13 protein-coding genes are annotated in these 13,949 nt (G+C 68.3%); 2 read left to right on the top strand and 11 right to left on the bottom strand.

Annotation, left to right across the window (positions count from 1 at the left end; all coding sequences use genetic code 11):
- Window positions 1-23: 23 nt before the first annotated feature.
- The 8 genes from pabC to ACM26W_RS08050 form a co-directional block, all read right to left on the bottom strand.
- Complete coding sequence (gene pabC, locus ACM26W_RS08085; RefSeq protein WP_416140314.1) at window positions 24-836, bottom strand: aminodeoxychorismate lyase; 813 nt, start codon at window positions 834-836, stop codon at window positions 24-26.
- Window positions 833-2,071, bottom strand: coding sequence for a beta-ketoacyl-ACP synthase II (fabF, locus tag ACM26W_RS08080; protein ID WP_416140313.1), 1,239 nt, complete (start codon window positions 2,069-2,071; stop codon window positions 833-835). The genes pabC and fabF overlap by 4 nt, the downstream gene beginning before the upstream one ends.
- Window positions 2,072-2,268: 197 nt before the next feature.
- The gene (acpP, locus tag ACM26W_RS08075; RefSeq protein WP_008956801.1) at window positions 2,269-2,502 is read right to left on the bottom strand and encodes an acyl carrier protein; all 234 of its coding nucleotides are present in this window, start codon (window positions 2,500-2,502) and stop codon (window positions 2,269-2,271) included.
- Window positions 2,503-2,633: 131 nt separating this feature from the next.
- Window positions 2,634-3,377 (bottom strand): 3-oxoacyl-ACP reductase FabG, encoded by a 744-nt coding sequence (gene fabG, locus ACM26W_RS08070; protein WP_416140312.1) that lies wholly within the window; start codon window positions 3,375-3,377, stop codon window positions 2,634-2,636.
- 30 nt (window positions 3,378-3,407) lie between these two features.
- Window positions 3,408-4,376 (bottom strand): ACP S-malonyltransferase, encoded by a 969-nt coding sequence (fabD, locus tag ACM26W_RS08065; RefSeq protein WP_416140311.1) that lies wholly within the window; start codon window positions 4,374-4,376, stop codon window positions 3,408-3,410.
- Between the two features lie 5 nt (window positions 4,377-4,381).
- A complete protein-coding gene (plsX, locus tag ACM26W_RS08060; protein WP_416140310.1) occupies window positions 4,382-5,497 on the bottom strand; it encodes a phosphate acyltransferase PlsX in 1,116 nt (371 codons plus the stop codon).
- Window positions 5,498-5,540: 43 nt separating this feature from the next.
- On the bottom strand, window positions 5,541-5,711 hold the full coding sequence (gene rpmF / locus ACM26W_RS08055; RefSeq protein ID WP_416140309.1) for a 50S ribosomal protein L32: 171 nt from the start codon (window positions 5,709-5,711) through the stop codon (window positions 5,541-5,543).
- A 32-nt stretch (window positions 5,712-5,743) separates the two neighbouring features.
- On the bottom strand, window positions 5,744-6,271 hold the full coding sequence (locus ACM26W_RS08050) for a YceD family protein (protein ID WP_416140308.1): 528 nt from the start codon (window positions 6,269-6,271) through the stop codon (window positions 5,744-5,746).
- A gap of 170 nt (window positions 6,272-6,441) precedes the next feature.
- On the opposite strand from ACM26W_RS08050, the gene ACM26W_RS08045 reads away from it, so the two are divergent.
- A complete protein-coding gene (locus ACM26W_RS08045) occupies window positions 6,442-7,026 on the top strand; it encodes a Maf family protein (protein WP_416140307.1) in 585 nt (194 codons plus the stop codon).
- Between the two features lie 102 nt (window positions 7,027-7,128).
- On the opposite strand, the gene sppA is transcribed toward ACM26W_RS08045, so the two are convergent.
- The 3 genes from sppA to ACM26W_RS08030 are packed head-to-tail and all read right to left on the bottom strand — an operon-like array spanning window position 7,129 to window position 9,894.
- Window positions 7,129-8,235: a signal peptide peptidase SppA gene (sppA, locus tag ACM26W_RS08040; protein ID WP_416140306.1), complete on the bottom strand. Its 1,107-nt coding sequence runs from the start codon at window positions 8,233-8,235 to the stop codon at window positions 7,129-7,131.
- A gap of 3 nt (window positions 8,236-8,238) precedes the next feature.
- Window positions 8,239-8,892 carry an HAD-IA family hydrolase gene (locus ACM26W_RS08035; protein WP_416140305.1) on the bottom strand — a complete coding sequence of 218 codons (654 nt, stop codon included), beginning with the start codon at window positions 8,890-8,892 and terminating at the stop codon, window positions 8,239-8,241.
- A 54-nt stretch (window positions 8,893-8,946) separates the two neighbouring features.
- Complete coding sequence (locus ACM26W_RS08030) at window positions 8,947-9,894, bottom strand: RluA family pseudouridine synthase (RefSeq protein WP_416140304.1); 948 nt, start codon at window positions 9,892-9,894, stop codon at window positions 8,947-8,949.
- Window positions 9,895-10,447: 553 nt separating this feature from the next.
- On the opposite strand from ACM26W_RS08030, the gene rne reads away from it, so the two are divergent.
- Complete coding sequence (rne, locus tag ACM26W_RS08025) at window positions 10,448-13,870, top strand: ribonuclease E (protein ID WP_416140303.1); 3,423 nt, start codon at window positions 10,448-10,450, stop codon at window positions 13,868-13,870.
- The last annotated feature ends 79 nt before the right edge of the window (window positions 13,871-13,949 follow it).

Raw genomic sequence — 13,949 nt, 5'->3', positions numbered from 1 at the left:
TGTCGTCGTTCTTTGAGAGCGGGTCAGGTCGAATCGGGAAGCGGATAGCCCAGCAGGCGATGGGCCTCGGCCTGGAAGCGCCGGTGGTCGGGCGTGAGCGACCAGCGCTGGGGCTCACCGCCGCCGGCGTCATCCAGGCGCACCACCGGCCAGACCCCCTGCACCGAGTTGCCGAGCCACAGCGCCTCGGCCTGGGCCAACGCCTCCGGCCCGACATCGACCTCGGTGATGGCGAGGCGTTCCCTCAAGGCCTCACGCAGGGTCCCGACCACGCCACAGCGATGGAGCCGCGGTGTTTCCAGGCGGCCGGCACGCTGCCAGAAGAGATTCATGGCGGTGGCTTCCACCAGCCTGCCGTCGCTGTCACAGAGCAGCCCCTCGGCGACTGCCTCATCGTCCCACTCGGCCCGGGCCAGCACATTCTCCAGGCGGTTGAGGTGCTTGAGGCCGGCCAGCGCCGGCTGCAGACCGAGCCGCAGGCGGCAGTGGCGAACCCGCACGCCCTCCTGCCAGCGGCTCTCGGCGGGGGCGAAGGCGGCAAGCTGCCAGCGCAGGCGAGGCTCGGGGGAGACCGGCGGCCGGTAGCCCCGTCCGCCACTGCCGCGAGTCAGCATCAGCTTGAGCACCTCGAGACCGTTGCCGGCGTCGGCCAGGGGTACTGCCAGCTCGCGCTCCGCCGGCATCGGAATGCCCAGTGCATGGCAGCCGCGGGCCAGCCGCGCCAGATGCTCGTCCCATAGCAGGGGACGACCATCGCGCAGCAGCACGGTCTCGAACAGACCGTCACCGTAGGCGGCCCCGCGGTCGTCCAGGGGCCAGGCGCCCTCGCCCGTCACACCCGGGAGAAGACCAGGGTGCCGTTGGTGCCGCCGAAGCCGAAGGAGTTCGACAGCGCCACGTCGACCTTCATCTCGCGGGCGGTGTGCGGCACGTAGTCGAGGTGGCAGCCTTCCTGGGGGTTGTCCAGGTTGATGGTCGGCGGCGCCACCTGGTCGCGGATCGCCAGAATGGAGAACACCGCTTCCACGGCACCGGCGGCGCCCAGCAGGTGGCCGATCATCGACTTGGTGGAACTCACCGCCACGGACTTCGCCGCCTCGCCCATCACCTTCTCGACCGCGCGGCTTTCGGCGAGATCGCCGGCCGAGGTGGAGGTGCCGTGGGCGTTGATGTAGTCGATGGCCGAGGGGTCGAGACGGGCGTCGCGGATGGCGTTGGCCATGGAGAGCGCCGCACCGCTGCCATCCACGGGTGGGGCGGTCATGTGGTAGGCGTCGTCGCTCATGCCGAAGCCGACCAGCTCGGCATAGAGGGTCGCGCCGCGGGCCTTGGCGTGCTCGTACTCCTCCAGTACCAGCACTCCGGCGCCATCGGAGAGCACGAAGCCATCGCGGTCACGATCCCAGGGGCGGCTGGCCGCCTCGGGGTCATCGTTCCGGGTGGAGAGCGCCCGCGCCGCGGAGAAGCCGCCCAGGCCCAGGGGGGTGGTGGCCATCTCGGCACCGCCGCAGATCATCACGTCGGCGTCGCCGTAGGCGATGGTCCGGGCACTGTAGCCAATATTGTGGGTGCCGGTGGTGCAGGCGGTGGTGATGGCGATGTTGGGACCGCGGAAACCGTGCAGGATTGCCAGGTTGCCGGAGATCATGTTGATGATCGAGCCGGGTACGAAGAAGGGCGAGATGCGCCGCGGGCCGCTCTTCAGCATGGCGCTGTGATTGTGCTCGATCATCGGCAGACCGCCGATGCCGGAGCCGATCGCCACGCCGATGCGTGCGGCGTTCTCATCGGTACACTCGATCCCCGAATCCTGGATCGCCTGGGCCCCGGCCGCCACCCCATACTGGATGAAGAGGTCCATCTTGCGGGCCTCCTTGGGGTTCAAGTAGGGGCTGATATCGAAATCCCTGATCGAGCCGCCGAAGCGAGTACTGAAACCGCTGGCATCGAAGTGCTCGATGGGGACTATGCCGCTCCTGCCGGCCTTGATGTTGGACCAGCTCTCCTCGACGCTATTCCCCACCGGCGTGACCAGGCCAAGGCCGGTCACCACAACCCTTCTACGTGCCATCAGTGTTCCTCCAGACATCCAGTATGACAGGACTCCCCGCGAGGAGCCGTCCAATGCGGGCATTATAACGAGTCTCCCCGCCCAGTGCTGCCCTGACAAGCCCCGCGGCACCCTGCCACGAAAAAGCCGCCTCGCTGGGCGGCTTTTTTCAGGGGAAACCAGTTCCCCGCGTCAGGCGGCATCGACCGCCACCAGGCTTACTGGTGGGCGTTGACGTAGTCGATGGCTTCCTGAACGGTAGTGATCTTCTCGGCTTCTTCGTCCGGGATTTCGGTATCGAACTCTTCCTCGAGCGCCATGACCAGCTCGACGGTATCCAGGGAATCGGCACCCAGGTCCTCGGTGAAGGAGGAGCTGTTCTGGATATCCTCCTCCTTGACGTTCAGGCGCTCGGCCACAACCTTCTTCACGCGCTCTTCGATGGTGCTCATTATGACGTACTCCAGTCGTTCAAATTGGCTGTCCAGATGACCAGCCGTTGGGGTTCCAGATCCGCAGACGGAAGCTGCGGGGTAGTTTATAGACGCCCCGGGGCCGGCGCAACCGCCGCCCCAGCAGGGTCTCAACGCATGTTCATACCGCCGTTGACGTGCAGCGTCTCGCCGGTGATATAGCTCGCCGTCTCGCCGGTCAGGAAGCCCACCGCCGCCGCGATCTCCTCGGGCTGGCCCAGCCGCGCCAGGGGAATCTGGCCCAGCAGCATCTTGTGCTGCTCCTCGGGCAGCGCCTGGGTCATGTCGGTGGCGATGAAGCCCGGGGCCACCGAATTGACGGTGATGGCACGCGAGGCGACCTCGCGTGCCAGGGCACGGGTGAACCCCTCCATGCCCGCCTTGGCGGCAGCATAGTTGGTCTGGCCCAGGTTGCCCATGGTGGCCACTACCGAGCTGATGTTGACGATGCGGCCGAAGCGGGCCCGGGTCATGCCGCGCAGGCACGCCTTGCTGACGCGATAGACCGACGTGAGGTTGGTGGCGACGACGTCACCCCACTCCTCTTCCTTCATGCGCATCAGCAGGTTGTCACGGGTGATACCGGCGTTGTTGACCAGGATGGTCGGCGCGCCGAACTCCTCGGTGACCGCCTTGACCAAGGCGTCGACACTGGCCGGGTCGGTGACATCGAGCCTGCGCCCTGCGCCCTGGATGCCCTGAGCCTTGAGGTCGGCGGCGATCTTCTCGGCGCCGGCGTCGCTGGTGGCGGTGCCGATCACGATGCGCCCCTGACGGCCCAGCTCGTGGGCGATGGCGCGGCCGATGCCGCGGCTGGCGCCGGTGATCAGGGCAACTCTCGTTTCGGTTGTCATGGTGATTTCGCCTTCGTCCTGAGGAATGGTTCAGCCGTTGGCCGAGGTGCCGTTGGCTACGCTGCGGGCCAGCTCCAGGGCCGCCTCCAGGCTGTCCGGGTCGTTGACCGCCAGTCCCTTGCTGCCACGAGCGATACGCTTGCCCAGACCGGTGAGCACCTTACCCGGACCGCACTCGATGAACACCTCGGCGCCGCCCTCGACCATCGCTTCGACGCAGGAGGTCCAGCGCACCGGGCGATAGAGCTGCTCGATCAGCCGGGTGCGCAGGGTCTCCGCGTCGGCGTGGGCTTGGGCATCCACATTCTGGAACACGGTATAGCGCGGCGCACGCAGCTCGATTGCATCCATGGCCTCTGCCAGGCGCTCGGCGGCGGGCTCCATCAGCGCACAGTGTGACGGCACCGACACCGGCAGCGGCATGGCACGCTTGGCGCCAGCCACCTGGCAGGCGGCGATGGCACGCTCCACGGCGGCGCTACCGCCGGCGATCACCACCTGGCCAGGGGCATTGTAGTTGACCGCCGAGACCACCTCACCCTGGGCGGCATCGGCACAGGCTTGCTCCACGACGGCATCGTCGAGGCCCAGGATCGCCGCCATGGCGCCCTCGCCCACCGGCACCGCGGCCTGCATCGCCTCGCCCCGCAGGCGCACCAGCTTCACACCCTCGGCGAAGGTCATCACCCCGGCACACACCATGGCGCTGTATTCGCCGAGGCTGTGGCCGGCCATCGCGCCGGGGCGCGGCCCCTCCAGTTCCTGCCAGACCCGCCAGATGGCGACGCTGGCGGTGAGCAGCGCCGGCTGGGTGCAGGCGGTGGCGTTGAGGGCGTCCGCCGGGCCCTCCTGCACCACCTGCCAGAGGTCATAGCCCAGCGCATCGGAGGCCTCCTCGAACGAGGTGCGCACCACGCTGTAGCGTTCCGCCAGCTCCCGCAGCATGCCGACCTGCTGGGAACCCTGCCCGGGGAACACGAGGGCGAGGGATTGAGTCATCTTGGTCACCTTTGCTCTTGTTGGCTGTCACCATCACCGGGAGGTCCCGGCGTGAGGATATCGAGATCGCTGGCGACTCGACCGGCCCTACCGACCGACTCGCCAACCCCCCGCCGCGGCGCCAGACCGGCCGCCAGACAGCGCGGCAGGTCGTGCCGCACCTCCTGTACCGCCCGCAGCACCGCGAAGTGGAAGCCGGCGGCGTCGGCACCGCCGTGACTCTTCACCACGATGCCGGCCAGACCCAGCAGGCTGGCGCCATTGTAGCGCACCGGGTCCAGCTCGCCCCTCAGGCGCCGCAGCGCCGGCCGCGCCAGCGCCCCCACCAGCCGGCTGCTCCAGTGGGCCTCGAAGGTCGCCTGCACGCGGGCCACCAGCATCCGCGCCAAGCCTTCGCTGGCCTTGAGCACGGCGTTACCGACGAAGCCGTCGCATACCACCACGTCCACCTGCCCCGCGAAGATACCGTCGCCTTCCACGTAGCCGCGATAGTCGAGCCGTTCCATGGCACGCAGCCGCGCGTCCGCCTCGCGAACGCTGGCCGTGCCCTTGGTGCCCTCCACCCCGACGTTGAGCAGCGCCACCCGGGGGGCCTCGAGCCCATCCACGTGACGGGCCATCAGCTCGCCCATCAGGGCGAAGTCTACCAGCCGCTCGGCGGAGGCCTCGACGTTGGCACCCAGGTCGAGCAGATAGCAACGCCCCTGGCTGCGCGTCGGCATCGCGGTGCTGATCGCGGGACGGGGAATGCCGGCCACGGTTCCCAGCGCCTTACGACCCAGGGCCACCAGTGCGCCGGTGTTGCCGGCACTGACACCGGCTGCGGCGTCACCGGCCGCCACGGCGGCCAGCATCCTGGCCATGCTGCTGGCCTGGCCGTGGCGCAGCGCGTCGGCAGGGCGCTGCCCCGGCGCGATCACCCCGGCGGCATCCACAACCTCCAGACGCGAACCCGCCGCGACGAGACGCCGCGGCAGGCAGGATATCTCACCCTCCAGCTGGCGTCGGGGGCCGAACAGCCGGATCTCGAGATGGGGGTCGTGCAGGGCCGCACTGGCCGCCCCACGCACGGTGGCACGGGGACCGAGGTCACCGCCCATCGCGTCAATGGCGATACGCACGGGGAATCAGCGGCCAGGCGTTACCGAAGGATGCGTCGTCGCCTCAGGCGTCGACGACCTTGCGGCCACGGTAGAAGCCGTCCGGAGAGACGTGGTGACGCAGGTGAGTCGTGCCGGTTTCCTTGTCCTGAGACAGGGCCGGAGCGCTCAGGGCATCGTGGCTGCGACGCATGCCGCGCTTGGAACGTGTCTTGCGGTTCTTTTGAACTGCCATGGGATGTCACTCCAGAGTGAAACGATGATGTATCAGGATTTGCCCTTGAGATGCCGAAGCACGTCGAAGGGGCTCGCTGCGGGCTCCCGGGATGCGGCGGCATCCTCCCCGCTGGTCAGCTGGTCGCGAGAGACCTCACAGTCGGCCTCATCGTGGTAAACCACCTGAGGCAGGCTGAGGATAAGTTCGTCCTCGACCACCGTCAGCAGGTTCAGCTGTTCGTCTTCCACCAGCACCGGCTCGTGAGTGCTCGGCAACTCGGCTGCCAGGTCGTCGCTGGTCACCATGCCAAGCAGGAACTCGCTCTCCACGTGCTGTGCCATCGGCGACAGGCAGCGCCGGCAAGGCAGCTGCAGGTCGGCCTCCAGCCAGCCGTGAATCACGCGGCGACCCTGGGGGTCGATGCCGAAGTCAAGAGTGACCCGAAGATCGCCGCTCTGAGGGCCGACCTCTTCGGTCAGACGCGCAAGATCGGCGAGAGCCATCAGGCCCTCGAGTCGCTCGGCTCGGGCCGCGAGCTTGTAAGGCTCGACCCTGCGGGGAAGTCGTGTGGTCAACATAGGCGCGCAATGATAGGCACTCCCCCTGCCCCTGTCAAAGCCGCCGTGACGCAATCGCACCTGTGTCTGGCGAGGGCCGCCGCCGGCCTCCCCGAACCCTTGGCGATCGTCCTGCAGCCCGCCGGCTTCATGCTACGCTGCGCCCGTCACCTCGACCAGGAACCACACCCATGCCACGCCTTGTCCTCGCCTCCGGTTCTCGCTGGCGCCGCCAGCTATTCGATCGGCTGGAACTTCCTTACACCTGGCAGAGCCCGGATATCGACGAGACCCCGCACCCGGACGAGGCCCCCGCCGCCCTGGTGCAGCGACTGGCGCTGGCCAAGGCCCAGCGGCTGGCCGATGCCTGGCCCGACCATCTGATCATCGGCTCGGACCAGGTGGCACTGTTCGAGGACGAGATTCTCGGCAAGCCAGGCGATGCGCCCACCGCTCGAGCTAACCTGGCCCGCTTCTCCGGCCACCGCGTCTGCTTTCTTACCGGCCTGGCGCTGCTGGATACGCGCAACGGCCGCCACTGGGTGACGCACGAGACCTACGACGTGGTGTTCCGCCCGCTCGGCGAGGACGAGATCGCCCGCTACGTGGAAAAGGAGATGCCGCTGGAGTGCGCCGGCAGCTTCCGCATGGAGGGCCTGGGCATCGCCCTGTTCGAACGACTCGAAGGCGATGACCCCAACACCCTGATCGGCCTGCCGCTGATCCGCCTCTGCGCCATGCTACGAGAGGCGGGGCTGGATCCCCTGAAGCCGTAAGCTGGAAGCTGGAAGCTGGAAGACAACATCTCGCCACCAACGCTAGCGCCAAGGTTTTTCTTCCAGCTTCCAGGCGCGGAGCGCCGCTCTTCTAGCTTCAAGCTAGTAAAGCTGGTAGCGCAGCGGCGAGTCGGCGCGGGGCACGCCCAACAGCTCCATGGCAACGCGACCGAACTGCCGGGAGAGGCGCTCGAACGGATCGAGGCGCGGGGTGTAGTCGCGCACCTTGGGCTCGGGCAGCCGCTCCCGGGCCAGGCCACCCAGGCTGCCGATGCCGTCCACCAGGCCGAGTTCCACGGCCTGCTCGCCGCTCCACACCAGGCCGCTGAACAGTCGTTCGTCGTCGCTCAGGCGATCGCCTCGCCCTTCGCGCACCGCCTCGATGAACTGGCGGTGAGTGGTCGCCAGCACCGACTGCCAAAACTGGCGCTGTTCGGGTGCCAGTTCCGAGAAGGGGTCGAGGAAGGCCTTGTTGTCGCCGGCGGCGAAGACGCGCCGCTCCACGCCCAGGCGCTCGATCGCCTCCTCGAACCCGAAGCTGGCCGAGATCACCCCGATGGAACCCACCAGGCTGGCCGGGGCGACCAGGATCTCGTCTGCCGCCGCGGCGATATAGTAGGCGCCGCTGGCCCCCACGTCCTCGATCACCGCGATGATCGGCTTGTCGCCCTCGCCGCGCAGCCGCATGATCTCGTCATAGATCCGCTGAGACTGCACCGGGCTGCCGCCGGGGCTGTCGATCTGCAGCACCACCGCTTCGCTGCCCTCGGCCTCCCAGGCGCGATTGAGCCCGGTGATGATGCGCTCGGCACTGGCCGGCGACTCCGAGTCGATCACCCCGCGCACCTTGACCACCCCCAGGTGCGGGCCGGTCGCGGCGCTGCGACCGGGAGGGCCGGCCAGCAGGCTATAGAGGGTCGCCGACAGTGACGCCAGGATCAGCGCCAAGAATAGGAAACGAAAGAACAGCTTCCAGCGCCGGGAACGTCGCTGTTCCGTGAGCACGCCGCCGATCCAGCGATCCATCATTTCCATCTGCTGAAGACGCTGGCGCTCACGCAGGGTCTCGGCGCTCTCCGCCTTTTCTGCTGCCTGCGACTGCGTCGCCCGACGCGCCTCGCGCTCCGCACGGGCCTGCTCGGGGGGCCGCTCCGGCCCCTGGGTCCAGGGATCCTGGCTATCGCCGCGCTTCTGGTCGTCGTCGCTCATCACTTATCGTCCTTGCAGCCAGTCAAATAGCTCGGGTACCGCTTCGGCGGTGAAGATCGGCCGACTGGCCGCCAGCCGCGCGTGCGCATGCACGCCCCAGGTCACCGCCACCCGGTCCATGCCGATGGCCCGGGCCATTTCCAGATCGTATTCGGTATCGCCCACCATCACCGCCTCCTCCAGCGGCACCTCCAGCTCGACCAGCAGCTCCTCCAGCATCAGCGGATGGGGCTTGGAGCGGGTCTCGTCGGCGGTACGGCTAGCGTGAAACCAGCGCCCGCTGTCGCTCTCGCGAAAGACCCGGTCGAGGCCGCGGCGGCTCTTGCCGGTGGCCACCGCCAGGCGCTGGCCGCCGCGACCGCGCAGGCCGACAAGCCCCTCCTCGACGCCCGAAAAGAAGCGCATGGGCGTGTCGTTGCCCTCCACGAAGTGCCAGGCGTAGCGGCTGCGCAGCAGTTCGGCGCGCTCCGGATCGATGCCGGGGCACAGGCTGGCGATCGCCTCGGGCAGCCCCAGGCCGATGATATTCCGCACGCTCGCCGGCGCGAGCTCACCCCAGCCGGCCTCCCGCGACGCCGCCTGCATGCAGTCGACGATGCGTGCCACCGAGTCCATCAGGGTGCCATCCCAGTCGAAGATCACCAGTCGATAGCGCATTGTCGTCTCCGTGTGGTCGATGCGTGTGATCGGTGCGTAAAGTCGAACAGGGGCTCAGGCGTCGCGGCGAGCGCGGGCCAGCACCGCCTGCAGCTCCTCGGGGAGCGGCGCCTTGATCTGCACCGGGCGGCCGCTGGTGGGCTCGGGGAAGGTCAGCGACTCGGCGTGCAGGAACAGCCGTGCAACCCCGAGCGATGCGCTGAGCCGCTGGCTGTCGCGGCTGGCGTACTTGTCGTCGCCGAGCAGCGGTTGGCCGGCGTGTGCCGCATGCACGCGGATCTGGTGGGTGCGCCCGGTGACCGGCTCGGCCTCCATCAGGGTCGCCCTCGCAAAGGCCTCACGCACCGCGAAGCGGGTACGCGAAACCTTGCCGCCCGGGTCGACCCGCACTCGACGCTCGCCGTTGGCCAGGGTGTAACGGTCCAGCCGCGCCGCCACATAGTCACGCCGCGCCGGCCAGCGGCCGGCCACCAGTGCCAGGTAGCGCTTGTCCATCTGCTGTTGCTTGAGGGCAGTGTTCAGCGCCAGCAGCGCCGGGCGCGACTTGGCCAGAAGCAGACAGCCGGAGGTATCGCGATCCAGACGATGGACCAGCTCCAGGAAGTCGAGGTCCTCGCGTACCTGCCGAAGCGCCTCGATCAGGCCGATCTTGACCCCGCTACCGCCGTGAACGGCGAGACCCGCCGGCTTGTTGATCACCAGCCAGTCGCGCCCCTCCACCAGCACGCTGCCGGCCAGCAGGTTGCGCAGGTTGTCGCTGACTTCGCGGACCGCCTCACGGGGCGAGAGCTTGAGCGGTGGGATGCGCACCAGGTCTCCGATGGCCAGGCGGGTGTCCGGCTTGACGCGCTTCTTGTTCACTCGCACCTCGCCCTTGCGCACGATGCGATAGATGAGCGCACGCGGCGCCCCCTTGATGCGGGTCAGCAGGAAATTATCGACCCGCTGGCCATCCTGTCCTTCCGTCACCTCGACCCACTGTACGTCGCGTCCTTCGGCCATGCCGAGACTCCACTGCCGGAAACTACCAAAAGCCGCATTCTATCGCAGTGGGCGCCCCGGCGCGCCAATTGCTGGCGAGGCCCTGTTGCTGTTATATTACTGGTTCGCTTCAATGGGCCGAAATGAGTCCCCCAGGCGCCTGCACGACAGACACGCAGGCCGAAGCGAAAAGATCAGGCCGCGACGACGTCGACACGTCCCGCCGCCCGCAGCAACGGAAAGACAGCGATACAGCGCCACGCCCGGATCCCCCGATGTTTCCCCCGTCATGGAGCATCGGCAGGCCACGGGACACGTCCAACAGCGTGCCGGAGACCGGCGGCGGCGAATCGATGAATGCCAGGTGTTGGCGGTGACCGCAGGGCCGGATGGGTGACCCCCGCCGAGACATGTCTTGCCTCCGCCCCGTACTCAACCGCTCGTGCCGTGACGCGTCGTTATCAAACCGCCACGGCCGTGAATATGCGTATTCCTGCGATACGCTGAGAACAGGCACGCAGCACACAGAGGTTCGCCACGTCGAACTCGCCGGCGCCTTATAGTGCGAGATAACATGAAACGGATGCTCATCAATGCGACCCAGCCCGAAGAGCTGCGCGTCGCGCTGGTCGATGGACAACGCCTCTACGACCTGGACATCGAATCCGGTGCCAGGGAACAGAAGAAAGCCAATATCTACCGCGGCAAGATCACCCGCATCGAGCCTTCCCTGGAGGCCGCCTTCGTCGATTTCGGTGCCGATCGCCACGGTTTCCTGCCGCTGAAGGAGATCTCCCGCGAGTACTTCGTCAAGGAGCCCGCCTCGGGCCGCCCCAGCATCAAGGAGGTGCTGAGGGAGGGCCAGGAGGTGATCGTCCAGGTCGACAAGGAGGAGCGTGGCAACAAGGGCGCGGCGCTGACCACCTTCATCAGCCTGGCAGGCCGCTTCCTGGTGCTGATGCCCAACAACCCCAAGGCCGGCGGCATCTCCCGACGGATCGAGGGCGAGGAGCGCAGCCAGCTCAAGGAGGCCATGGGTCAGCTCACCGTGCCCGACCGCATGGGCCTGATCGTGCGCACCGCCGGCATCGGCCGCTCCCCCGAGGAGCTGCAGTGGGACCTCGACTACCTGGTGCAGGTGTGGGAGTCGATCACCGCCGAGGCTGGCAAGCGATCCGCCCCCTTCCTGATCTACCGCGAGTCCAACGTCATCATCCGCGCCATGCGCGACTACCTGCGCCAGGATATCGGCGAGGTGCTGATCGACAGCGAGGCGGTCCATCAGGAGGCGTTGGCCTTCATCCGCCAGGTGATGCCCTCCTACCAGCAGAAGATCAAGCTCTACGTCGACGAAGTGCCGCTCTTCTCGCGCTTCCAGATCGAGTCGCAGATCGAGACCGCCTACGAGCGTGAGGTGAAACTGCCCTCCGGTGGGTCCATTGTCATCGACCACACCGAGGCGCTGGTCTCCATCGACATCAACTCGGCCCGCGCTACCCGCGGCAGCGACATCGAGGAGACGGCGCTGCAGACCAACCTGGAGGCCGCCGACGAGACCGCCCGCCAGCTGCGCCTGCGCGACATCGGCGGCCTGGTGGTCATCGATTTCATCGATATGAGCCCGGCGCGCAACCAGCGCGACGTCGAGAACCGCATGCGCGACGCGCTGAAGCTGGACCGCGCCCGGGTGCAGATCGGCCGTATCTCGCGCTTCGGCCTGATGGAGATGTCCCGCCAGCGCCTGCGACCCTCGCTTGGCGAGACGAGCGGCGTGGTCTGCCCGCGCTGCGTCGGACAGGGCACCATCCGCGACGTTCGCTCGATCTCGCTGTCGATCATGCGCCTGATCGAGGAAGAGGCCATGAAGGATCGCAGCGCACAAATCCGCGCCATCCTCCCGGTGCCGGTCGCCACCTACCTGCTCAATGAGAAGCGCGCCGTGCTGGCCGAGATCGAACGTCGCCAGGGCGTGCGGGTCCTGCTGCTGCCAAGCACCGAGATGGACACCCCCCACTATGATGTCCAGCGCCTGCGCGACGACCATGTGGACGAGGATGGCACCGCCTCCCTCTCCAGCTTCGAGCTCTCCACCGAGACCGAGGTCGGCCGCGAGCCCGAGTCCACCTTCGCCAAGCCGGCCCAGCGCGCCGAGGCGGCGGTGAAGACGGTGATCCACCACGAGCCCGCGCCCGCCTCCCTGCAGCAGCAAGAGGCCCCGACTGCCCAGGCAGAGGCCCCTGCTGCCTCTGCCCCAGCGACGTCTGCACCGGCGACGCCTGCCCCAGCGGCGTCTGCCCCGGCGGCCAAGAGCCCCGCCAGGCCACCGGTCGCCGAGCCCCAGGCCGGCGTGCTGGGCCGACTGGTCAAGGGCCTCGCCAAGCTGCTGGGTGGCGACGAAGCGCCTGCCGACAGCGGACAGAAGCCCGCCTCCCGCGCCGAGGAATCCCGCGGTGACAACGGCGCCCGCAAGCCCTCACAGCGCGATGACGAGCGCGGCGGCCGCAACAACCGTCAGCGTCGCCCGCGCAACGAAGAGCGTCGTAGCGCGACACGCCAGGAGAGCGAGCGCGGCGAAAGCAAGACCGACAGCCCCGAGAGCCGTGACAACCGCGGTAGCCGCGGCGGTCGTGGCCGCGGACGCCAGGACGATGGCCGCCAGGCTCGCCAGCAGGAGGCACCCCGGTCACGTGACGAGAAGTCCAGGGACGAGAAGCCCCGTGATGACAAGGCGCGCGACGACAGGACCCGTGACGACAGGGCCCGTGACGAGAAGCCCCGCGACGACTCGCGTCGCTCCCGCGGCGGTGACAAGCGTGACGATCGCTCTACCGACAAGTCGTCGGAGGCGAAGACCGCAGCCCCCAGGGCCGAGACCCCGGTAGACGATGGCAAGCCCAAGCGCATCCGCAACAACCCGCGCAACCGCAGCCGTCAGTATGCCATCAACCCCAAGGCCGAAGCCGAGCAGCAGCGACTCCAGGCTGAAGCGGCCGAGGTCCAAGCGGAAGCAATAGCCGACGCCCCCCAGGCGGACAAGGTCGAAGCCGCCAAGCCTGACGTGAAGGCCGAGCCCAAGGTTGTGGCGCAGACTGAGGCGAAGGCGGAGCCCAAGCCCGAAGCGAAGGCCGAGCCCAAGGTTGTGGCGCAGACTGAGGCGAAGGCGGAGCCCAAGCCCGAAGCGAAGCCAGAAGTAAAAGCCGAAGCGCCCAAGGTCGAGCCGCAGCCGACCGCACAGAAGCCCGCCGAAGCCAAGGCCGACGCACCGAAGGACGAGCCGCAGCTGGCCGCGCCGAAGCCCGCCGAGACCAAGGCCGACGCACCGAAGGACGAGCCGCAGCCGGCCGCGCAGAAGCCCGCCGAGGCCAAGGCCGACGCACCGAAGGCCGAGCCGCAGCCGGCCGCGCAGAAGCCCGCCGGGGCCAAGGCCGACGCTAGGCCTGAAGCGCCCAAGGCCGAGCCTCAATCGCAGCCAGCTGCGCAGCAGCCCGCCGAGTCCAAGGCCGACGTGAAGCCGGAGGCGCCCAAGGCCGAGCCGCAGCCGACCGCGCCCAAGCCCGTCGAGGCCCAGGCCGACGCGAAGCCTGAAGCACCCAAGGCCCAGCCGCAGCCGACCGCGCAGAAGCCCGCCGAGGCCAAGCACGAAGCTTCCAAGGCCGAGCCTCAATCGCAGCCAGCCGCGCAGCAGCCCGCCGAAGCAAAGGCCGACGCTAAGCCTGAAGCACCCAAGGCCGAGTCGAAGCCGGCCGCACCGAAGGCCGAAGCGCCCAAGGCCGCGCCGCAGTCGAAGCCGGCCGCGGCCAAGGCAGACGTGACAGCCGAAGCCCCCAAGGCCGAGCAACAGCCGGCTGCGCAGAAGCCCGCCGCGGCTGACGCCAAGGCCGAGAAGACGCCGGAGGAGCGCCGCGCCAGCCGTCGTCGTCGCCGCGCTCACAACGACCCGCGCGAAATCCGCCGTCGTGAGCTGGAAGCCAAGGCCCAGGAGAGCCCTCAGCGCTAGGAGAAATCTCCCCCAAATGACCGCGCCCGCAGCCATGGCTGCGGGCGCGGTCGTTTCAGGTCAGGCCATCAGGCCATGT

This window comes from Halomonas sp. HK25 (assembly GCF_047795635.1).
Classification (GTDB): domain Bacteria; phylum Pseudomonadota; class Gammaproteobacteria; order Pseudomonadales; family Halomonadaceae; genus Halomonas.
This window is presented reverse-complemented; position numbering and strand designations above follow the sequence as displayed.